General features: G+C 56.5%; 21 protein-coding genes. 7 read left to right on the top strand and 14 right to left on the bottom strand.

The window, feature by feature from the left end; all coding sequences use genetic code 11:
• Positions 1 to 18: 18 nt before the first annotated feature.
• From lpxA to rpsB, 13 genes are all read right to left on the bottom strand, one after another.
• On the bottom strand, positions 19 to 810 hold the full coding sequence (gene lpxA / locus AC13D2_RS11065) for an acyl-ACP--UDP-N-acetylglucosamine O-acyltransferase (protein ID WP_292046854.1): 792 nt from the start codon (positions 808 to 810) through the stop codon (positions 19 to 21).
• On the bottom strand, positions 810 to 1,247 hold the full coding sequence (gene fabZ / locus AC13D2_RS11070; protein ID WP_300498359.1) for a 3-hydroxyacyl-ACP dehydratase FabZ: 438 nt from the start codon (positions 1,245 to 1,247) through the stop codon (positions 810 to 812). Before fabZ ends, lpxA begins: the two co-directional genes overlap by 1 nt.
• Positions 1,248 to 1,258: 11 nt before the next feature.
• Complete coding sequence (lpxD, locus tag AC13D2_RS11075; protein ID WP_300498357.1) at positions 1,259 to 2,284, bottom strand: UDP-3-O-(3-hydroxymyristoyl)glucosamine N-acyltransferase; 1,026 nt, start codon at positions 2,282 to 2,284, stop codon at positions 1,259 to 1,261.
• 50 nt (positions 2,285 to 2,334) lie between these two features.
• Positions 2,335 to 2,832, bottom strand: coding sequence for an OmpH/Skp family outer membrane protein (locus AC13D2_RS11080; RefSeq protein WP_292046855.1), 498 nt, complete (start codon positions 2,830 to 2,832; stop codon positions 2,335 to 2,337).
• Between the two features lie 51 nt (positions 2,833 to 2,883).
• A complete protein-coding gene (gene bamA, locus AC13D2_RS11085; protein WP_292046856.1) occupies positions 2,884 to 5,202 on the bottom strand; it encodes an outer membrane protein assembly factor BamA in 2,319 nt (772 codons plus the stop codon).
• 43 nt (positions 5,203 to 5,245) lie between these two features.
• Positions 5,246 to 6,595: an RIP metalloprotease RseP gene (rseP, locus tag AC13D2_RS11090; protein ID WP_292046857.1), complete on the bottom strand. Its 1,350-nt coding sequence runs from the start codon at positions 6,593 to 6,595 to the stop codon at positions 5,246 to 5,248.
• 49 nt (positions 6,596 to 6,644) lie between these two features.
• The gene (gene ispC / locus AC13D2_RS11095; protein WP_292046879.1) at positions 6,645 to 7,829 is read right to left on the bottom strand and encodes a 1-deoxy-D-xylulose-5-phosphate reductoisomerase; all 1,185 of its coding nucleotides are present in this window, start codon (positions 7,827 to 7,829) and stop codon (positions 6,645 to 6,647) included.
• Between the two features lie 2 nt (positions 7,830 to 7,831).
• The gene (locus AC13D2_RS11100; RefSeq protein ID WP_292046880.1) at positions 7,832 to 8,671 is read right to left on the bottom strand and encodes a phosphatidate cytidylyltransferase; all 840 of its coding nucleotides are present in this window, start codon (positions 8,669 to 8,671) and stop codon (positions 7,832 to 7,834) included.
• 22 nt (positions 8,672 to 8,693) lie between these two features.
• Positions 8,694 to 9,464 (bottom strand): polyprenyl diphosphate synthase, encoded by a 771-nt coding sequence (gene uppS / locus AC13D2_RS11105; RefSeq protein WP_292046859.1) that lies wholly within the window; start codon positions 9,462 to 9,464, stop codon positions 8,694 to 8,696.
• Positions 9,465 to 9,539: 75 nt separating this feature from the next.
• Positions 9,540 to 10,097, bottom strand: a complete 558-nt coding sequence (frr, locus tag AC13D2_RS11110) for a ribosome recycling factor (RefSeq protein WP_300498362.1) — start codon at positions 10,095 to 10,097, stop codon at positions 9,540 to 9,542.
• A gap of 42 nt (positions 10,098 to 10,139) precedes the next feature.
• Complete coding sequence (pyrH, locus tag AC13D2_RS11115; RefSeq protein WP_292046860.1) at positions 10,140 to 10,868, bottom strand: UMP kinase; 729 nt, start codon at positions 10,866 to 10,868, stop codon at positions 10,140 to 10,142.
• Between the two features lie 186 nt (positions 10,869 to 11,054).
• Positions 11,055 to 11,924 (bottom strand): translation elongation factor Ts, encoded by an 870-nt coding sequence (gene tsf / locus AC13D2_RS11120; protein WP_292046862.1) that lies wholly within the window; start codon positions 11,922 to 11,924, stop codon positions 11,055 to 11,057.
• A 90-nt stretch (positions 11,925 to 12,014) separates the two neighbouring features.
• Positions 12,015 to 12,767: a 30S ribosomal protein S2 gene (gene rpsB / locus AC13D2_RS11125; RefSeq protein ID WP_300498352.1), complete on the bottom strand. Its 753-nt coding sequence runs from the start codon at positions 12,765 to 12,767 to the stop codon at positions 12,015 to 12,017.
• A gap of 285 nt (positions 12,768 to 13,052) precedes the next feature.
• Between rpsB and map the strand changes: the two genes are divergently transcribed.
• Genes map through dapE form a run of 6 tightly spaced genes read left to right on the top strand, consistent with a single transcriptional unit; the run spans position 13,053 to position 20,190 of the window.
• The gene (gene map / locus AC13D2_RS11130; protein ID WP_292046864.1) at positions 13,053 to 13,823 is read left to right on the top strand and encodes a type I methionyl aminopeptidase; all 771 of its coding nucleotides are present in this window, start codon (positions 13,053 to 13,055) and stop codon (positions 13,821 to 13,823) included.
• Positions 13,824 to 16,469 carry a [protein-PII] uridylyltransferase gene (locus tag AC13D2_RS11135; protein WP_421910503.1) on the top strand — a complete coding sequence of 882 codons (2,646 nt, stop codon included), beginning with the start codon at positions 13,824 to 13,826 and terminating at the stop codon, positions 16,467 to 16,469.
• Positions 16,466 to 17,668 (top strand): succinyldiaminopimelate transaminase, encoded by a 1,203-nt coding sequence (gene dapC / locus AC13D2_RS11140; RefSeq protein WP_300498346.1) that lies wholly within the window; start codon positions 16,466 to 16,468, stop codon positions 17,666 to 17,668. Before AC13D2_RS11135 ends, dapC begins: the two co-directional genes overlap by 4 nt.
• Positions 17,665 to 18,009 (top strand): ArsC family reductase, encoded by a 345-nt coding sequence (locus AC13D2_RS11145; RefSeq protein WP_300498344.1) that lies wholly within the window; start codon positions 17,665 to 17,667, stop codon positions 18,007 to 18,009. Before dapC ends, AC13D2_RS11145 begins: the two co-directional genes overlap by 4 nt.
• A 17-nt stretch (positions 18,010 to 18,026) precedes the next feature.
• Positions 18,027 to 19,055 carry a 2,3,4,5-tetrahydropyridine-2,6-dicarboxylate N-succinyltransferase gene (gene dapD / locus AC13D2_RS11150; protein WP_007151797.1) on the top strand — a complete coding sequence of 343 codons (1,029 nt, stop codon included), beginning with the start codon at positions 18,027 to 18,029 and terminating at the stop codon, positions 19,053 to 19,055.
• The gene (dapE, locus tag AC13D2_RS11155) at positions 19,042 to 20,190 is read left to right on the top strand and encodes a succinyl-diaminopimelate desuccinylase (protein WP_300498341.1); all 1,149 of its coding nucleotides are present in this window, start codon (positions 19,042 to 19,044) and stop codon (positions 20,188 to 20,190) included. Before dapD ends, dapE begins: the two co-directional genes overlap by 14 nt.
• On the opposite strand, the gene AC13D2_RS11160 is transcribed toward dapE, so the two are convergent.
• Positions 20,191 to 20,409, bottom strand: coding sequence for a SlyX family protein (locus tag AC13D2_RS11160; RefSeq protein ID WP_007151799.1), 219 nt, complete (start codon positions 20,407 to 20,409; stop codon positions 20,191 to 20,193).
• A gap of 245 nt (positions 20,410 to 20,654) precedes the next feature.
• On the opposite strand from AC13D2_RS11160, the gene AC13D2_RS11165 reads away from it, so the two are divergent.
• On the top strand, positions 20,655 to 21,236 hold the full coding sequence (locus tag AC13D2_RS11165; RefSeq protein WP_300498338.1) for a cold-shock protein: 582 nt from the start codon (positions 20,655 to 20,657) through the stop codon (positions 21,234 to 21,236).
• The last annotated feature ends 164 nt before the right edge of the window (positions 21,237 to 21,400 follow it).

Below are 21,400 nucleotides of genomic sequence, written 5' to 3' on the forward strand. Positions count from 1 at the left end.
GGGGCGTCCACTTCCTGGTTAGCGGATGATGCCGCGGTCTGCGCCACGAAGGGAATCGATCAGGGGTTTCACTTCAGGGATATCGGAATAGGCCTTTTCCAGCTCTTCAACGGCTTGCTCCGTGGTCAGCCCCTGGCGATAGATAACCTTGTAAGCCCGGCGGAGAGCCAGCAACACGTCCTTGCTGAAACCACGCCGGCGCAAGCCTTCTACATTCATACCAAACGGCTGCGCGGATTGCCCGCTTGCCATGATATACGCAGGGATGTCTTTCAGCACAATGCTGCCACCAGCGCTCATGCTGTGGGTTCCTATATGACAGAATTGATGAACCATGGTACCACCGCCCAGGATGGCAAAATCGCCCACAGACACGTGGCCTGCCAGGGTAGCGCAGTTGGCAAGGATCGTATTGTTGCCAATGACACAGTCATGCGCCACATGAACGTAGGCCATCAGCAGGTTGCCATTGCCGATACGGGTTTCTCCGCGATCCTGAACCGTACCCCGGTGAACGGTGCAGTTCTCACGGATGATATTGTCATCACCAATGACCAGAGTGGTCGGCTCACCTGCGTATTTCTTGTCCTGGCACTCTTCACCAACGCTGGAAAACTGGAATATACGGTTGTTACGGCCAATTTTCGTGGGGCCCTTGATCACAACGTGAGACATAATCTCGGTGCCTTCACCGATCTCCACGTCCGGGCCGATGTAACTCCATGGGCCAACCGTAACGTCGTCTGCAAGCTTGGCAGAAGAGTCCACAATCGCCTGAGGATGGACTCCCGACCATTCTTTTGTCGCCATCAAACTTCTCTCTCAGCGGTCAATATTTCTGCCACACAGACGACTTCATCATCAACCAGTGCGCGGCACTCGAATTTATAGATTCCACGCTTTCCGGAAATAATCTGTGACTCCATGTACAGCCTGTCCCCCGGCACCACGGGGCGCTTGAAACGCGCCTTGCTGGAACCAGCCAGATATTGTACCACGCCGTCTGAGGGTTTCCGGCCAACCGTCACAAAGCCGAGAATACCTGATAGCTGCGCCATGGCCTCGATAATCAGAACGCCTGGCATGATTGGATTGTTGGGGAAATGCCCCGTGAAGAACGGCTCATTAAGGGAAATGTTCTTATACCCCTTGATGAATTGTCCCTTTTCTACCTCGGTTACCCGATCAACCAGCAAAAACGGGTAGCGATGGGGTAGGTATTCCATGATTTCATCAATGTACATCATCAGTATCGGCCTCAGCCTTCCATTTTCTTTTCCAGTTCTTTCAGCCGACGCGCCAAGGCATCAAGCTGACGAAAACGCACGGCGTTTTTACGCCATTGCCGATTGCTGTCGGCGCTGGTTCCCGACGAGTACACGCCAGGCTCCCGAATGTCACCCGTCACCAGAGTCATGCCGGTTAGATGTACCTGATCCGCAATATTCAGGTGCCCCGCCACGCCTGATGCACCCCCGAAGACACAGTGGCTTCCGATTCGAGTGCTGCCGGCAATACCAACCATTGCTGCCATGGCGCTGTGGTTGCCGATACTGACGTTGTGCGCAATCTGAATCAGGTTATCAAGTTTCACCCCATCGCCGATGACCGTGTCGTCCAGCGCTCCCCGATCAATAGTAGTGTTTGCACCCACTTCAACATCGTCCCCCAGAATGACCCGGCCAAGCTGGGCTATGCGATGCCAGGTGCCCTTCTCATTGGCAAACCCGAAACCGTCGGAACCAATGACCGCACCACTGAGGATATGGCAACGCTTACCCACAACGATATCGTGGGCGAGGGTTACCCGTGGACGTAGTATAGACTGTTCGCCAATCTGACACCGGGCACCAATAACACAGCCAGCGCCCACGACGACGTTTTCGCCTACGACGGCCCCGGCTTCAACAACAGCCTGCGGCCCTATGCAGGCCGTATCAGACACGATTGCAGAAGACGCCACGACGGCCGACGGGTGAATACCTGGCGCCGCAACCGGCGCAGGATCAAACCAATGGCTCAGGCGAGCATAGCCGAGGTAGGGGTTATCCAGTAATAAGGCATTGGTAGGACACTGGTCCGCAATCGACTGCGAGATTATAACCGCTGAAGCGCTGGTCTCCGCCAGGTAGCGTCCGTACGACGGATTGGCCAGGAAGGCTATCTGGCCCGGAGAAGCCGCCTGAAGCGTCGCAAGCCCGTTGATTTCCGTATCTGGATTGCCCTTGAGCTCCGCGCCAAGCTCCGAAGCAATGTCGCCCAGCCGGTACGAACGCTTTGTCATTGTCAGCTCCACAAAGTTTATCCGGGCTGGCCATTATCCGGCCCGCGGTATCAGCGATCCAGTTTCTCTAGCAACTCTGCTGTCAGATTCATTTCAGGCTTGACATACACTACCGCCTCACTGGGCAGGATCATGTCGAGGTTGTTCTCTTCCAGAAGCTCCTTAACCGCCGCGTCTACCTCCGGACGGGCTTCTTCGAGGAACTGTTGCTTGCGATTGGCCACCGTGGAGTCCAGGCGCTGCTTAAGGAAATTGAATTCCTTTACCTTCTCCTGGAACTCAGCCGCCATCTGTTGGCGCTCGGAGTCATTCATCATCGCACCGTCTTTCTCAAGACGCTCCTTGAGCTTGCGGGCGGCATCCTGGGCTTCACGCACCTTGGCTTCCTCGCCCGCAAAATCCTTCTGCAGCGTCTCGCTGAACGCCCGCGCATCGCTGGACGAGAACAAGGCCTGACGAAGATCAACCACGCCTATCCTGGTTTCGGCTGCGGCCGGTAATGCGACCAGTAGCGCTGCCAGAACCGCTACAACGGAATATCGGAACATGTTGTTTCTCCTGTTTATCATTGTCTTTCGCACTCTCTGAACCCCTGACGATCAGAAGGTCTGGCCGAGGGAGAACTGGAATATCTGAGTGTCATCACCGCTCTTGTCATTCAAGGGTTTGGCAAGACTGAACGCCAACGGCCCGACGGCCGTGATCCATTGAAATCCTACACCGGCTGACAGGCGAATTTCATCCAGGGCCGGATCAAAATTCCGATCGGCGTCAAAAACCTGCCCCGCATCCACGAAAAACGCAGTTCTCATGGAACGGGTATCCCCGGCAAACGGTGTGGGGAAAATCAGTTCCAGGCTGCCTTCCGTCAACAAGCTACCACCGAAGGGATCCGGATCGGAGAAGTCATTCGGCGCATTGGTGGCAAGCGGACCAAGAGAGTTTGCCTCATACCCGCGCACCGAACCATAGCCACCGGCATAGAAGTGCTCGTAGAACGGCATCACGCTTCGGCCATTGTAGCCGTCCCCGTAGCCAATCTCTGAACGCGCCCTGAATACCCAGGTCTGGTTCTCGTTCAACGGTTGATAGAACTCGGTTTTCTGGTTCAGCTTGTAGAATGTCAGATCACTGCCTGGTACGGCCACATCGGCAGATAGCGACAGGCTGTAGCCGTCCGTCGGCAGAACACCCCTATTCAACGTGCTACGCCGCCACGAACCGAACAGGAAATAATTGTTGAAATCGTTGCCTTCCTCATCAATGAAGGTTTTGACTTCCTCTGAGGTGAATGCACCCGCCTTCACCTTGGACAGCGTATAACCAAGCCCGAAATTGAGGCGGGTAATGTTGTCAGTGGGATAGCCGAAAGTGAGGCGGCCGCCGTACTCATCCAGCAGGTAGGATGAAATATCCTGCTCTTCAAAGTCGGTTTCACGGGCAAACACGCTGAAACCACGGCTAACGCCATCCACGGTGTAGTATGGGTCCTGGTAGGAGAAATTGGCGCTCTTGATGGAATCGCTGACGTTGACGCCAAAGGAGACACGCTTGCCGCTGCCAAAGAAGTTGTTCTCAGACACGTTGGCGCCCAGGATTACCCCGGAAGCCTGCGAAAAGCCGACAGACGCTGACAGACTACCCGTTGCCTGTTCCGCAACGGAATAGTTAACGTCCACCAAGTCATCGGTACCGGGGACAGGAACCGTCTCCACATCGACAGTTTCAAAGAAACCGAGCCGCTCCAGCTTTGTTTTCGAGAATTCAATCCGGTCGGTAGAGGCAACACCACCTTCCATCTGGGTCATTTCCTGGCGTAACACATCGTCCCGGGTGGACACGTTGCCATCAAAATTAATGCGTCGGACATACGCCCGCTTACCGGGCTCCACAAAGAAGGTCACCGAAGCTGTATTGTCGTCGGCAGGCTCCGGCACCGCATTCACGTTTGCAAACGCATAGCCTTCGCGGCCAAGGCGACGGGAAAGCGCTTCCGAAATCGCCGTCATGCGGGAACGGGAGAACACGTCGCCCTCTTCAATGGGAATAAGCTCCCGTAGTTCTTCCTCGGGCACGATCAGCTCGCCGCGCAGGTTGACGTCCGATACCGTGTACTGCGGTCCCTCATTCAGCGAGATAGCAATAAAAACCTGTTTCTTGTCGGGAGAAATCGAGACCTGGCTGGACTCTACCGTAAAGTCGATGTAGCCGCGATCAAGGTAGAACGACCGCAGTGACTCCAGGTCGCCGCTCAGGCGCTCCCGGGCGTATTTGTCGGCGCTGGTGATGGAATTCCACCAGCTGGTGGTCTGGAGCTCAAACAGATCCAGCAGCGTCTCGTCGTCAAACGCGTCATTACCCACAATATTGAGGTGCTGGATAGCCGCAACCGTGCCTTCGTTAATGTCCAACTTGATGGCAACGCGATTGCGGGGAAGGTCCTCTGCGGTGGCTTTCACCCGCGCGTTGTAACGACCCTGGCTGATGTAAGACCGAAGAATCTCAAGCTCCAGCCGCTCCAGGGTTGCCCGGCGAAATACCTGTCCTTCCTGGAGTCCGGCTCCGGATAGCGCATCCATTAGCATGGGGGTTTCGATGTTCTTGTTGCCCTCAATCTCTATAGACGTGATCGAAGGTCGCTCCTGGACCGTAAGGATCAGCACACCACCATCACGGCTAGCCTTGATATCGGTAAACAGGCCGGTACGGAACAGATCTTTGATGGCGTCGGACAACTCCACCTCATCGACCGGCTCCCCGATCGAAACGGGAAATGCGGAAAATACCGTCCCTGCGGATACCCGCTGAAGGCCTTCTACCTCGATATCGGATACGGTGAATTCATCAGCCAGTGCCGGTTTTATGGTTGAGGTGGCGACTACCAAGCCTACAGCTATACCCAGAAGAGAACGTCTCATTCAATAATTTCGCCTGTTGATGCGCGTACGGAGTTCGCAATTCTCACAACCGCATCAGGTCGTTGTAAAGTGCGAACACCATTAATGTAAGGATCATTGCCATTCCAATACGCAGTCCGAATGCCTGGGCCTGCTCTGACAAAGGCTTCCGGCGGATGGCTTCAATGGTGTAATAGACAATATGCCCACCATCAAGAACCGGTATTGGCAGAAGGTTCAGCACCCCAAGACTGACACTGAGGTAGGCAAGAAAACGAATAAAGTCTTCGAAACCGGAACTTACACTGGCTTCTGCTATTCTGGCAATGGTAATCGGGCCACTAAGGTTAGTGGGAGAAAGCAATCCGGTCACCATTTTTTTGATCGCGACCAGGGTCAAACGAGTGTCACCCCAGGTTTCGGAGACCGCGTTGGGAATCGCTGCCAGCGGACCATAACTGACATCCCTGAGCACATGATCAGGCCAGGTTACCTCGCTGACACCTGCACCCACGAAACCGGTAACACTGCCATCGTCTGCTGTTCTTTGTGCGGGTGTCACACGGACTTTTTCCATGCGACCACCACGTTCGACTGTCAGCTCCAGGGGCGTTTCGGGCGCCTCGCGTATGAACGCCACCAGTTCGAACCAGTCCGCTACTGGCTTGCCGTCCACTTCAGCCACCCGGTCGCCGGACTTCAACCCGCCGGCCTCAGCCCGGCCCCCTGGTGATATCTCCCCCAGTACTGCCGGCACATCGGGCCGCCAGGGCGTCACACCAAACTCATTCAACGGGTTCGGTGTGTCCTCACTAAGACTCCACCCATCCAGAGCCCCCCGCAGTATCCCACGGTTACCGTTCTGAGAGACATCGATGGTGACTTCACCAAACTCCCCCGTGCGCTCAAGCAAGCGCATGTTCACGTCGCGCCATGACGTCACACGACGGCCGTCGACCTGGTGGATTTCCATGCCGCTGGTGAGCCCCACCCGTTCCGCGACGCTGCCCTGACTGACTTCGCCCACAATGGGCGCAACCGTGGTGAAGCCAACCACGCTGAGCACCCAGTAGGCAGCAATGGCAAACAGGAAATTCGCTACGGGCCCTGCGGCAGCAATAGCGATACGTTTCGAGGGGGGTTTGGCATTGAATGCCTGACTCTTGAGCTCTTCGGGTACCGGCCCTTCCCGCTCATCCAGCATTTTCACGTAGCCACCGAGAGGGATAGCCGCAACCGCAAACTCGGTCCCCTGCCGGTCGTACCACGAAAACAGAGGCTTCCCGAAACCAACAGAAAACCGCAAAACCTTGACACCGCAGCGGCGAGCCACCCAAAAGTGACCAGCTTCATGGAGCGTCACCAGAATGCCCAGCGTTAGTATCAACGCCAATACGGTTTCAACTATCTGCATAATGCTCTCTATTGGTGATGAGGTACCTGGCTCTCAGGGCTCGCCTGTTTCAGACAGACAGCGCCCGTATCTGTTCCCCTGCGACGAGCCGGCCTTCGGCATCCTTTGCGAAGATGGTATCGAAACTGTCCGCCGGCACAACCTCAATGGCTGCCAACGCACGCTCTATGATAAGGGGAATATCCGCAAAACACAGGTTACCGGACAGAAAGGCCGATACAGCCTCTTCGTTCGCGGCATTCATAACCGCAGGTGCCGTTCCGCCCTTATGAAACGCCTCGGCTGCCAACCTCAAGCAGGGAAAGCGCTCCAGGTCCGGACGCTCAAAGTGGAATTGCCCGATACGAAACAGGTCCAGCGGGGCGACGCCGGCCTCAATCCTTTCGGGCCAGGCCAGACCGTTGGCTATAGGTGTGCGCATGTCGGGACTACCAAGCTGCGCCAGGACGGACCCGTCAGCATACTCTACCATCGAATGAATGATGCTCTCCGGATGAACATGCACCTCAATCATTTCCGGCGTGGTGTTGAACAGCCAGCATGCTTCTATCAGTTCCAACCCCTTGTTCATCAGGGTTGCCGAATCCACCGAAATCTTCTGCCCCATCGACCAGTTCGGATGATTGCAGGCCTCGGCAGGCAACACGTTGCGCAGGGATTCGGCCGAGTGAGTACGAAACGGCCCACCGGAGGCAGTAAGCAGAATACGAGTAATACCCGCGCCCCGGGTATCCCGGATCTTGTCCGGCGGCATACATTGAAAGATAGCGTTATGTTCGCTGTCGATTGGCAGAACCTCTGCACCCGACGCCAGAACCGCATCCATAAACAGCTTGCCCGACATAACCAGCGCTTCCTTGTTGGCAAGCAAAACACGTTTGCCCGCCCGCACGGCAGCAAGCGTGGGCGGCAATCCCACGGCTCCAACGATCGCCGCCATGACCGTATCGGAATCACCATCGCCCGCGACCTGGCATAGCGCTTCCGAGCCGCCGAGAACCATCACGGAAGGCAGATCACTCAACGCACGAGACAACGCAGTAGCCGCATTTTCATCGGCCATGACCGCGTACCTTGGACGAAACTCATGGCACAGCTCCACCATGCTGTCGACACTGGTACTGGCGGTTAACGCTGAAACCGAAAACCGGTCCGGATGGCGGCGAATGACATCAAGCGTACTCAGGCCAATGGAGCCAGTCGCCCCAAGTATCGAAACGCGACGTTTCACAATAGTCACCACTGCCCCGTCGTCAACCACCCCATCAGGGTAATAATCAGGGCGAATACCGGAATGGCAGCCGTCAGGCTGTCAATTCTGTCCATGATACCGCCATGGCCCGGCAATAGCTGACTGCTATCCTTAATACCCCTGAAACGCTTCAGCATACTTTCCAGCAGATCGCCAAGTACGGAAACTGCACCAGTGATCAGGCTCGCAACAACCAGTAGCAGCAACTGCATGGTGCTGGCTGAGGCCAGCGCACTGATGATAATCGCGAAGACCGCGACTGCCACCAGGCCACCCCAGACCCCCGCCCAGGATTTTCCCGGACTGACCCGGGGCGCGAGCTTCGCCTTGCCAAACGCACGGCCGGCAAAATAGGCGCCGATATCAGCCACCCAGACGACGCAGAACACATAGAGAATAAGCAGCAGGTTGTTGGCACTGTCACCGAACTGAAAACCGCCGGTACGAAGATGGTTCAGCCCTACCCACGCGGGAACCAGCACCAACAAGCCCATCAGGGCGCGGGCAGGTACACCGCCCCAGCGCTCAGAACCGCTGGGGTAATTTCTTACCAGAAGGAAACTCAGCACCCACCAGAACAATGCCAGCCATAGTACCGCAACAGCCGGAACGTTCAGCAGTCCGTATAACACCATCGCGACCACAATGGCGTACACAACACGAGCTGCTGGCGCAGCCAGGCCGGACATATTGGCCCATTCCCAGGCACCAATGGTGATAATACCCCCGGTAAACAGGGCAAACCCCAAGGGCGGCAGGAAGAAAATTCCGCCAATGGCGATGGGAGCCAGGATAAGCGCGGTAATAATACGGGTTTTTAGCACGATATCGTTCGCTATCTTGTCGTTATTGTTCTGACGAAACGCTGGCAATCTGGTCATCGGTCTGACCAAAACGGCGTTTCCGGCCCGCATATGCCTGTAGTGCCTGACTCATTTCCTGCTCTTGGAAATCGGGCCAGTAAACGGGAGAAAAATACAGTTCGGTATAAGCCAGGTGCCAAAGCATAAAATTGCTGATGCGTTGCTCACCAGCCGTACGAATCATCAGATCCGGCATAGGCAGGTCGCCAATGGAGAGGTGCTGCTGGATAAGGTCATCGGTGATATCGGAGGGCGCCAGTTCTCCGGAACGAACCTTCTCAGCCACTTTACGGCTGGCCTGGGTGATGTCCCAGTGCCCACCATAATTGGCGGCAATGACCAACGTCATCCGGGTGTTGTCGCGAGTAAGCGCCTCTGCGCGCTCCATATGCTCCTGCAGGTCGGCGCTGAACGCAGAGCGATCGCCGACAATGCGCAAGCAAATGTCGTTGCGATGCAGTTTTTTCACTTCCCGCTCCAGTGCAAACAGAAACAGGCGCATCAGGGCCGACACTTCGTCTTCCGGGCGGCGCCAGTTTTCGCTGGAGAACGCGAACAGGGTAAGCACCTCCACCCCTTGCCGGGCACAGGTTTCAACCACCGACTTCACCGCCTTTACACCGGCCTTGTGGCCCGCGACGCCTTTCAGTCGCCGTGCCTTTGCCCAGCGATTGTTACCATCCATGATAATGGCCACATGCCGGGGCCGGCTACTAGCCGAAACCGGAATCTCTGCGGATACACTTTCCGTCATGCAATCCCCTGTTCAGTCGATACCGGACAAAAACAATGGCACCAACTGATCATTGTACTGAATTGGACTGGCTGATCAGACAGCCATCAGGTCCTCTTCCTTGGCCTTGAGCTGCTTCTCGATCTCGGCGATATAACGGTCAGTCAACTTCTGAATCTCATCCTCACCGTAACGCTCTTCGTCTTCGTTAATATCCTTTTCCTTCAGCAGCTCTTTCAGCGTGCTGTTGGCGTCACGACGCGCGTTCCGAACGGAAACCTTGCCATGCTCCGCATCAGCTCTGGCCTGCTTGACCATTTCCTTACGGGTTTCCTCAGTCAACATCGGCATGGGAATTCGAATAACTTCACCATTATTCGACGGGTTCAGACCCAGGTCCGACATCATGATCGCTTTTTCGATCTTCGGTAGCAGAGGCTTCTCCCACGGAGAAACGGCCAACGTACGATTGTCCTCGACATTCACGCTCGCCACCTGTTTGAGCGGTGTCTCCTGGCCGTAGTAATCCACGGTCACGCTGTCCAGAATGGACGGATGCGCTCGCCCGGTGCGAATTTTATTAAAAGCCCAACTCATGGATTCAAGGCTTTTCTTCATCTTCTTTTCAGCATCAGCTTTAATATCGTCAATCACTGCAGCGTCCTCGGATTCGTTGTTCAAAATGTCTCAAACAGATTACTCAATCAGTGTGCCTTCCGACTCCCCGGTCACGATACGGGTCAGCGCGCCAGAACGGTTCATGTCGAAGACCCGAAGAGGCATGCCATGATCTCGAGCAAGGCATATCGCGGTCAGATCCATCACGCCCAGCTTCTTGTCCAGCACCTCATCATAGGTGAGACGATCGTATTTTTCCGCAGTCGCATCCTTGTACGGATCGGCGGAATAAACACCATCAACCTTGGTTGCCTTCAACACAGCATCCGCTTCAATTTCGATCCCCCGCAGGCAAGCGGCTGAGTCGGTCGTGAAGAACGGGTTACCGGTGCCTGCACAGAAAATCACCACATCGCCATCTTTCAGGTCGCGCACCGCCCGCCGGCGATCATAATGCTCAACAATACCACTCATGGGGATGGCAGACATAACCCGGGTACGGATATTGGATCGCTCCAGGGCGTCACGCATGGCCAAGCCATTCATGACCGTTGCCAGCATGCCCATATGGTCGCCTGTCACCCTATCCATGCCGGCGGCGTTCAGCGCAGCACCACGGAAGAGATTGCCACCGCCAACGACCAAGCCTACCTGAACACCAATGCCGATGAGCGAACCAATATCCAATGCCATCCGGTCAAGCACTTTTGGATCGATGCCAAAATCATGCTCGCCCATTAAGGCTTCACCGCTGAGCTTGAGCAGGACACGTTTGTATCTGGGCTGGGTATTGGACGACTTCGGCATGAGGATCCCCTTCTATATGTCTGGCTTGGTGCCTGGCAGGACAAGCTTCTCAGGCTTGTATCTGACATACTCCTCAATAAAAAGGGGTATCTCAGATACAAGCCCGCCACGAAAACCGGAAAACTCCGGCTAACGTGGCAGACTTGAAAGGTGCCCCGGACATCGCCTTGGCACCTGTCGGAAGGATCAGGACTTGCCGGTACCTGCCGCCGCAGCGACCTCTGCCGCAAAATCCACTTCTTCCTTCTCGATACCTTCACCGACTTCCAGGCGAACAAAGCTAACCAGCTCACCGCCGTTGTCTTTGATCAACTGACCCACGCTCTGGTCAGGATTCTTGACAAACGGTTGCTCGACCAGGCTGTTCTCCGCCAGGAATTTCTTGATCCGGCCGCCCATCATCTTTTCGACGATTTCTGCAGGCTTGCCCTCCATATCCGGCTGGGCCTTGATGACGTCCTTTTCTTTCTCAAGTTCGTCGGCCGGCATGTCTTCCGGCTTGCCAACCCGTGGGTTAACAGCGGCAACGTGCATGGCAACGTCACGTGCAACTTCAGCGCTGCCTGCAGTGAGGGCCACAACAGACGCAATCTTGTTGGTGCTGTGAACGTAGGCACCCACAACCGGGCCTTCCACCCGTACGATACGACGAACGGTGATGTTCTCGCCGATCTTCTGAACCAGCGCTTCACGCTTGGCCTCCAGATCGCCTTCCATCAGTTCGGCAACGTCTGTTCTGCTGTTCTCAAACGCAACATTCAGAACCTCGTTGGCGAAGTTCATGAAGTTGTCATCACGAGCAACAAAATCAGTCTCGGAGTTCACTTCCAGGATGTAAGCGACGGTGTTGTCGTCAGACACCTTGATCAGGGAAACACCTTCAGCGGCGGTACGACCCGCTTTCTTGGCGGCCTTCAGGCCGGAAGACTTACGCAGCTCTTCAATTGCGGCATCAACGCTTCCGTCAGCTTCCACCAACGCCTTCTTGCATTCCATCATGCCAAGGCCGGTGCGCTCACGAAGCTCTTTGACCATTGCAGCAGTAATTGCAGCCATGTTCATTCCTCTTAACTGTTCCGAATTCTGGACCGGTGTGCCCGGCGGTAAACCACGGGCACACCCTACAACCTGTTCGCGAAGGAGCTATTACTCCGCAGCGGGAGCAGCACCTTCCGCGTCTTCGCTGACCTCTACAAACTCGTCAGCGCCGGCACCGGCAGACTGGGCCGCTTCCATGCAGGTTTCAGCAACGGCCTGCACGTAAATCTGGATCGCGCGGATGGCATCGTCGTTACCAGGAATCACGTAATCAACGCCGTCGGGATCGCTATTGGTATCAACAACACCGATCACAGGAATGCCCAGCTTGTTGGCTTCCTTGATCGCGATACGCTCGTGGTCAACGTCGATCACGAACATGGCGTCCGGCAGGCCGCCCATGTCCTTGATACCGCCGATGGAACGCTCAAGACGGTCCATTTCGCGGGTACGATCCAGAGCTTCTTTCTTGGTCAGCTTGTCGAACGTACCGTCCTGGCTCTGTGCTTCCAGGTCGCGATAGCGACGGATTGACTGGCGAATGGTCTTGTAGTTGGTCAGCATGCCGCCCAACCAGCGATGGTTTACGTATGGCTGATTGGAGCGCAGTGCTTCTTCCTTGATGATCTTGGCCGCCGCACGCTTGGTGCCAACGAACAGGATCTTGTTCTTGTTGCCCGCGAGATTATGAACGAAGTTCAACGCATCGTTCATGGCAGGAACAGTCTGCTCAAGGTTGATGATATGAATCTTGTTACGAGCGCCGAAGATGAACTTCGACATTTTCGGGTTCCAGTAACGGGTCTGGTGACCGAAGTGGGCGCCTGCTTTCAGCAGGTCACGCATATTTACCTGAGCCATGATATTTACCTTTTTAGCTTCGGGTTAGTCCTCCACACGTCCGATTGCCCCAACCTGGCTCCGTTGCCTTTATATAGAGACAACAAGAGCAGGCACCCTGGGACAACGTGCCGACGTGTGTGCGAATTTGCCGGATTCGTTTCCAGCGGGCGCGTTTATACCATAAATCGCCCGCCGGATTCCATTAATTTGTGCCCCGGAATGCACGGCAAAACCGCCTCTTCCTTGTACCGGGCAACACTCCCCCTTAAAATGCGTGTTTGATCCAAATCAACGGGAACCCCAATGCAGGTATCGATCAAGACTCCGGAAGAAATCGAGAAGATGCGTGTCGCTGGCCGCCTGGCGGCCGAAGTTCTTGAGATGATTGGCGAACACGTCAAACCGGGCGTAACAACCGAGAAGCTAGACAGTATTTGCCACACTTATATGGTGGATGAGCAAAAGACCATCCCGGCGCCGCTGAACTACAAGGGTTTCCCGAAATCGGTATGCACCTCAGTGAATCATGTGGTCTGCCACGGCATCCCGAACGAGAAAAAGGTGTTAAAGGACGGTGACATCGTCAATATCGACGTCACGGTAATCAAGGATGGGTGGCACGGTGATACCAGCAAGATGTTCATCGTCGGCAAGCCCAAGCCCGGCAGCGAACGCCTGATCCAGATCACCCAGGAGTGTCTTTATAAAGGTATTGAACTGGTGAAGCCGGGCGCCCGGCTGGGCGACATCGGTCACGTGATCCAGCAGCATGCTGAGAAGCATCGCTATTCTGTGGTCCGCGACTATTGCGGCCACGGCATTGGAAAGGTGTTTCACGAAGACCCTCAGGTGATGCACTACGGCAAGCCCGGCACCGGCATGGAACTGCAGGAAGGTATGACCTTTACCATCGAACCGATGATTAACCAGGGCAAGTACCACACCAAGCTGCTGCCGGATGGCTGGACCGTGGTTACCAAGGATCACAAGCTTTCCGCGCAATGGGAGCACACCATCCTGGTAACATCGGACGGCCACGAAGTACTGACCAAGCGCACGGAAGAGTCATTCTAGGTGGACCTCAGCGAACTGGAATCCAGGATAAGCAACGACATCTCACCTGTTGTAGCAGCCCGGGAGCTGTTGAAGGAACGCTACAACGCAGATGCAGAAGCGTTCCGTCAGGGAGCTGATGTTCGCGCACTGGTCCATTCCCGGTCCGGAACCCTGGATACTGTTCTTGCCCTGATCTGGAACCGCTACGCCTTTGCCGCCTCTGCCGATGTCTCTCTCGTGGCAGTCGGCGGCTATGGCCGGGGAGAACTCCACCCCCATTCCGATATCGACCTGTTGATCCTCACCCGGAATGGTATAGAAGAGAACTGGCAGGAAGACCTTGGCGCCTTCATAACACTCCTATGGGACCTGAAGCTGGATATCGGCCACAGCGTCCGCAGCATTCAGGAAAGCATGGACGCCGCCCGGGAAGATGTCACGATCCTCACCAACCTCTTGGAAACCCGTACCATCGCCGGCCCGGATGATTTGCGCGACGAACTCAGTCACCAGGTTTATTCAGACGCCATCAGCTCTGACCGCGATTACTTCATCGCCAAACGGGAGGAACAGAAGCAGCGCCACGCGAAGTACGGGGACACGGAGTATAACCTTGAGCCCAATGTAAAAGGCTCTCCAGGCGCACTGCGGGATATACAGACCATCGGCTGGATTACCAAGCGACACTTCGGCCTGCAGAATATCGCGGATCTGACACGCTTTAGTATCCTGACCGAAGAAGAGCACCAGATATTGCTGCAGGGCGAAACCTTCCTGTGGCGACTTCGCTTTGGCCTGCAGCTGATTGCCGACCGCAACGAGAATCGCCTCCTGTTTGACCATCAACGGGCACTCGCTCAGATGCTGGGTTACAAGGATGAGGGCAAGCGGCTGGGCGTTGAGTTGATGATGCAGTCCTACTACCGAACCGTGCTGGCCTTGGCGGAGCTGACCGACGTTATTCTTCAGTACTACGACGAGGCCATCCTCGGCGCCGGGAATGACGACGACATCCTACCCCTGAACAAGCGTTTCCAGATTCGCAACTACTACATTGAAGCCGTTAACAACCAGGTCTTCGCCTACGCGCCCTATGCCATCATGGAAATATTCGTTCTGATGGCGCAGCATCCGGAGATCAAAGGCATCCGCGCCACCACCATCCGCTCACTGCGGGCGCACCGCCACCTGATTGACGACGCTTTCCGCTCGGACCTGGCCGTTACTTCCCTGTTCATGGAACTGCTGCGGACGCCCCACGCCCTCGACCAGACCCTGTCGGCGATGAAGAAATATAACGTGCTGGGCCGCTACCTGCCCGAATTTGGCCAGATCATCGGCCAGATGCAGCACGACCTGTTCCACATCTACACCGTGGACGCCCACACTATGCGGGTGATCCGCAACATGGTCCGGCTGGACAGCGCCGAAGCCCGCAATGAATACCCGCTGGCGTCGCGTTTGATTCACCGGTTACCGAAGCTGGAAACACTGTATATTGCCGGCCTTTATCATGACGTGGCCAAAGGCCGGGGCGGCGACCACTCGGAGTTGGGCGCAATTGACGTTGAGGACTTCTGCGAACGCCACCACCTCAGTGAACGGGACACCCAACTGGCCTCCTGGCTGGTGGAAAATCACCTGCTGATGTCGATGACCGCCCAGCGCAAGGACATCTCCGATCCGGACATCATCCATGGGTTCGCACGCGCCGTTCCCAGCCAGGTGCACCTGGACTACCTCTACGTGCTGACGGTGTGCGATATCAGCGCCACCAATCCCAAGTTGTGGAACACCTGGCGCGCCTCGCTGTTGCGCCAGCTCTACATCGAGGCCAAACGGGCACTCAGGCGCGGCTCGGAAACACCGGTAGACCGTCAGGAATGGGTACGCGCCACCCAATCCGAGGCGCGGGAGATTCTCCACGCCCAGAACATGACGGACGAACAGATCGACGGAATCTGGGAAACCCTGGACGAAGACTACTTCCTGCAGGATTCCACGGTGGACATTGCCTGGCAGACCGCCGCCATCATCCGCCATGGCGACGACCCCGACCCGCTGGTGCTGATTCGCGACACCCGTGGCGGCCCTACTGACGGCTACTCCCAGATCATCATCTACATGAGTGACCGTATTGACCTGTTCGCGGCTACCACGGCAGTGCTGGAACAACTTAACCTCAACATCGTCGATGCCCGCATCAGCTCAAGCGAGGGCCCCTTCTCTATCAGTTCCTACATTGTTCTGGACGAGAAAGGCAAACCCCTGGGCATCGACCCGGCCCGCAAGGATCGGGTTCGCATGCGCCTGATTGAGGAACTGGATGACCCGGAAGATTACCCTGACATCATCCACCGCCGCACTCCCAGACAGCTGAAGCACTTTGCCTTCCCCACGGAAGTGACCTTCTCCAACGACACCATTAACCAGCGCACGGTGATGGAAGTGATCACACCGGACCGGCCGGGGTTACTGGCCCGCGTAGGACAGGTATTGCTGGAGCATCGCGTGCGGCTGACCAACGCCAAGATTGCGACGTTGGGCGAACGGGTGGAAGACGTATTCTTTGTAACCGACGAGCACGGCGAGCAGATCAGCGACCCCGCAGTCTGCCAGGCCCTGCAGCAGGATCTTTGCCAAATGCTGGATGACACCCAATGAACCCCGACCTGGACAGGCTTCACCCCTACCCGTTCGAGAAACTGACCAAACTCAAGTCCGGCATCAGTATTCCCAAGGACCTGACGTCGATTTCCCTGGGCATCGGTGAGCCCAAGCATCCGTCGCCGGAATTCGTCAAACAGGTGATCGCGGATAATCTGGACAAACTCGCAAACTATCCTACAACGAAAGGCACCGACGAACTGCGCCAGGCCATCGCGCACTGGGCCACCCGCCGCTTTGAACTGACACCCGGATCATTGACGCCTGAACACCATATCGTTCCGGTGAATGGCACTCGGGAAGGCATCTTCTCGCTGGTGCAATCGGTGGTGGAATCCAGCCCGAGTGCCACCGTGGTCAGCCCCAACCCGTTTTACCAGGTCTACGAAGGCGCCGCTTTCCTTGCCGGCGCAACACCCCATTACCTTGCCTGCGACGCAGACAGCCATTTCATACCGGACTTTGACAAGGTTTCGAAATCCGTATGGAAAGACTGCCATGTGCTGTTCCTGTGCTCACCGGGCAATCCCAGCGGTTCGGTGATTCCCCGGGAGACGTTGGTGCGGGTCATCGAACTGGCGGACGAGCATGATTTCATCGTCGCGTCCGATGAATGCTATTCCGAACTCTACCCCGACGAAGGCCAGCCGCCGGAAGGATTGCTGCAAACCTGTGCTGCTATTGGCCGCAATGATTTCGCCCGCTGCATCGTGTTCCACAGCCTGTCGAAGCGAAGCAACCTGCCGGGCCTGCGGTCCGGTTTCGTGGCCGGCGATGCCGATATCCTCAAAGGCTACCTCAAATACCGCACCTACCACGGCTGTGCCATGCCCATACACAACCAGCTGGCGAGCATTGCCGCCTGGAACGATGAAGAACACGTACGGGAGAACCGGGCGGCCTACCGTGCCAAGTTTGAGGCGGTGGTACCCATCCTGCGGGACGTGATGAACGTGGACTTTCCTGATGCCGGGTTCTACCTCTGGCCGGAAACCCCAATGGACGATGAAACGTTCGCGCGTGAGCTGTCGGCCCAGCAGAATGTGCACGTACTCCCCGGCCGCTATCTCTCCCGCACAGTCGATGGCCATAATCCTGGCGAAAACCGGGTAAGGATGGCCCTGGTGGCGCCGATTGAGGAGTGCGTGGAGGCAGCAAAACGTATTGTGACTTTTGTAAAGGCGAACAGGACATGAAGCTTTACGGCATCCGGAACTGCGACACCGTCAAGAAAGCACGAAAGTGGCTGGACGACGCTGGCATCAACTACGAATTCCACGACTTCAAGAAGGATGGCCTGGACACCGACCGGCTTAGCCGATGGGAGCAGACAGCCAGTTGGGAAGTGTTGCTGAACCGTCGCGGCACCACGTGGCGCAAACTTCCGGACGAGGTTCGTGATAATATTAGCCCCCAATCCGCCCACGACCTGATGCTCGACAATCCGTCCATCATCAAGCGGCCCGTGGTTGAGCATGGCGACACGGTCAGCGTCGGCTTTAACGCCGGTGAGTGGGCCGAACGATTCAAACACTGAGAACCAGGAGCACATCAATGAGTTTTGCATTCGGAATTGGTATCGGCACCCAGAACAATCAGGGCGAGTGGCTGGAAGTGTTTTACCAGCAGCCGGTCATCACCCCCGATAACGGCCTCATCGAAGTGGCTCAAAACGTTCTGGATTACCAGGGAGGCAATCAGGCTGTATCGGTGACGCCCGATCAACTCAAGGCGCTGTCGGACGGATTACGCCAGTTGGGTCAGATGGAACAGTCCGCCCTGGCGGGCAAAGCAGCCGAGAGCCGCCGCCCGGTCGTGGTGACCCTGCTGGACACCGACGACACTGCCTCCAGCACGCCAGAGGTCTACCTCAAGCTGCACCTGATCTCCAGCCGCCAGGCCAGACCCCATGAGCTGAAACTGGACGGCATTTTCGGCCTGCTGCCAAACCTGGCCTGGACCAGCGAAGGCGCCATCGACCTGAACGAACTGCCAGAGCGCCAGCTCAAGGCGCGTCTTGAGGGCCGTACACTGGAAGTGAAGTCCGTCGACAAGTTCCCGCAAATGACGGATTACGTGGTACCGAAAGGCGTGCGCATCGCCGACACCGCCCGTGTTCGCCTGGGCGCCTATGTGGGTGAAGGCACCACCGTGATGCATGAAGGCTTTATCAACTTCAATGCCGGCACCGAAGGCACCAGCATGATTGAAGGCCGTATCTCCGCCGGCGTGATGATCGGCCAGGGCTCAGACCTTGGCGGCGGCTGCTCCACCATGGGCACGCTGTCCGGTGGTGGCAACATCATCATCTCGGTTGGTGAGAACTGCCTGATTGGCGCGAATGCCGGTATCGGCATTCCTCTGGGGGACCGCTGCAAAGTCGAGGCGGGCCTGTACATTACCGCCGGCACCAAGGTCGCCCTGCTGGACGACAACAACGAACTGGTTGAAGTCATCAAGGCACGGGATTTGGCCAACAAGCCGGATCTTCTGTTCCGCCGCAACAGCCAGACTGGCGCGGTTGAATGCAAGACCAACAAGTCCGCCATCGAGCTGAACGAAGAACTGCATGCAAACAACTAATTCCGCCGAGCTTTCCCCGACCCTCAAGCTCGCCGTTGACCTGATCCGCCGGCCGTCCGTTACCCCGGACGACGCCGGCTGCCAGGAACTGATGATGTCACGGCTCTCTGCCCTTGGCTTCAAGGGCGAGGCCCTGCGCTTTGGCGAAACCGACAACCTGTGGGCCCGAAAGGGTTCGGAAGGTCCCCTGCTGACGTTTGCAGGCCATACGGATGTGGTGCCCACCGGTCCGGAGAAAAACTGGCGTCATCCGCCGTTCGAGGCGGTGATAGATGATGGTTTTCTTCATGGCCGGGGCGCAGCCGACATGAAAGGCAGCCTGGCGGCCTTTATCACGGCCTGCGAGCGGTTTGTGACCAGCCATCCGGATCATCGGGGCTCCATTGCCTTGCTGATAACCAGTGACGAAGAAGGTCCGGCAATGGACGGCACCGTGAAAGTAGTGGAAACCCTGGAAGCCCGGAATGAGAAAATCGACTGGTGCCTGATTGGTGAACCGTCCAGCACCCGCGAGGTGGGCGATGTCATCAAGAACGGTCGTCGGGGCTCACTCCATGGCTATCTCACAGTGCATGGCACCCAGGGACACGTGGCCTACCCGCACCTGGCTGAAAACCCGGTGCATACCGCTGCCCCGGCACTGGACGCCCTCGCGAAGGAATTCTGGGACGATGGCAATGATTTCTTCCCGCCAACCACCTTCCAGATCACCAAGATCGAAGCTGGCACCGGGAGTAACATCATCCCCGGGGAGTGCCTGGTTCACTTCAATTTCCGCTACTGCACGGAAAACACCGCGGAAAGTCTGGAAGAAAGAGTGGTTGCCATTCTCGACCGTCATGAATTGAAGTATGACCTGCAATGGCATCTGAGCGGCCGGCCGTTCCTGACCGATAGTGGATCGCTGGTCTCGGCGGCACAAAATGCCATCCGTTCCGTCACCGGCCGAGAAACCGAGCTCTCTACTTCGGGAGGTACGTCGGATGGACGCTTTATCGCTCCGACCGGCGCCCAGGTTCTGGAACTGGGCCCCATCAACGCCACTATCCACAAAGTCAATGAGTGCGTGAAAGCCGCGGACCTGAACACCCTATCCGAGATCTACGAGCAGGTTCTTGTAGAGCTCCTGGCCTGATCAGTAGTGGGGAGGAGGCGTTTCGTCCTCCTCCTTTCTGATGTTCGATGACGACACTTCCTTGAGCTGAGTGTTCAGCTGCTTCTTCGCCTCCCAGAGTTCCCGGATATCCAGCTCCTGACGGGCCACCTGCTCGCTCAGGGTATGAATGATGTCGTCCTGGAATGCCAGACGGGTTTCCAGTTCGTCCAGCCGGGCTTGCAGATCTTTGTCGCTCATAAAGTTTTTGGTTCTCCGGGAAGGATTCCCATCAAGGTATTGTGTGATCGATTTGGTGTCGGCGGACACGCTGCTTGGTCAGCGCTCCCTGTTATCTGGTATCATCCCGCTTTTGCCCGCGCGGGAACCTGCAAGACCCGTTTATGTCTTGCAGGTTCCCAGCGGTTTTCACCGCCGGAGACCCGATTTTACCCGATATCCGGCTCTTTATCGTTAGCGTTAGATGAATGGAGAAACTTCAGTCCATGCAAAACCCAGCAAAAGCGATCATTCTTGCTCTCCTGGTCGCGATTCCGTCACCTTTTATCCTCGGCTTTCTGTTGGTGACTTTCACCCCGGAACTCTTCCAGATTCTGTCTCAGGCCGGCACTAGCGAGGAAGCAACCAGTACCACGTTTGTATTGGGCAGCGCCCAGGGCATCGCAGCCTATGTTATTGCGGTTGTCCTTTTCGGACTGGCAGGCTTCGTGACCGTCGCTCTGGCAGCCAAGAAACCCTCAGCCGTGAAACCGCAAGCGCCTCGCGCCAGCACGGCACCTCGTCAGCCGGCCCCACGCAAGCAGCAATCCCAACCGGATTACGAAGACGACGATGACTACGACGACAGCACTCCTGAAGGCAACGAAGAGGGCACCGTCAAATGGTTCAACGTCAAGAAAGGCTTCGGGTTTATCGTTCGCGATAGTGGCGATGAAGTCTTTGTACACTTCCGCGCCATTCGTGGCCGTGGCCGCCGGGTGCTGCGTCAGGGCCAACTGGTCCGGTTCAGTGTCGTCGAAGCGGACAAGGGCCTACAGGCGGACAACGTGTCCATCCTGAGCGACTGATCCGCGAGAACGTGCATTAAAAAAGGTTCTTCGCAGATAAGCGTGAAAAAGTAGGAGACGGCGGTAAAACCGGTTAGTTTTGAGTTCGCCAAAACAACAAAGCCAACCGGTCCACCGCCGTCACTATGCATGCTAATCCTCTTGCCCTTTTCTGGGAAGGATTC

Source organism: Marinobacter sp. B-12 (genome assembly GCF_056857915.1).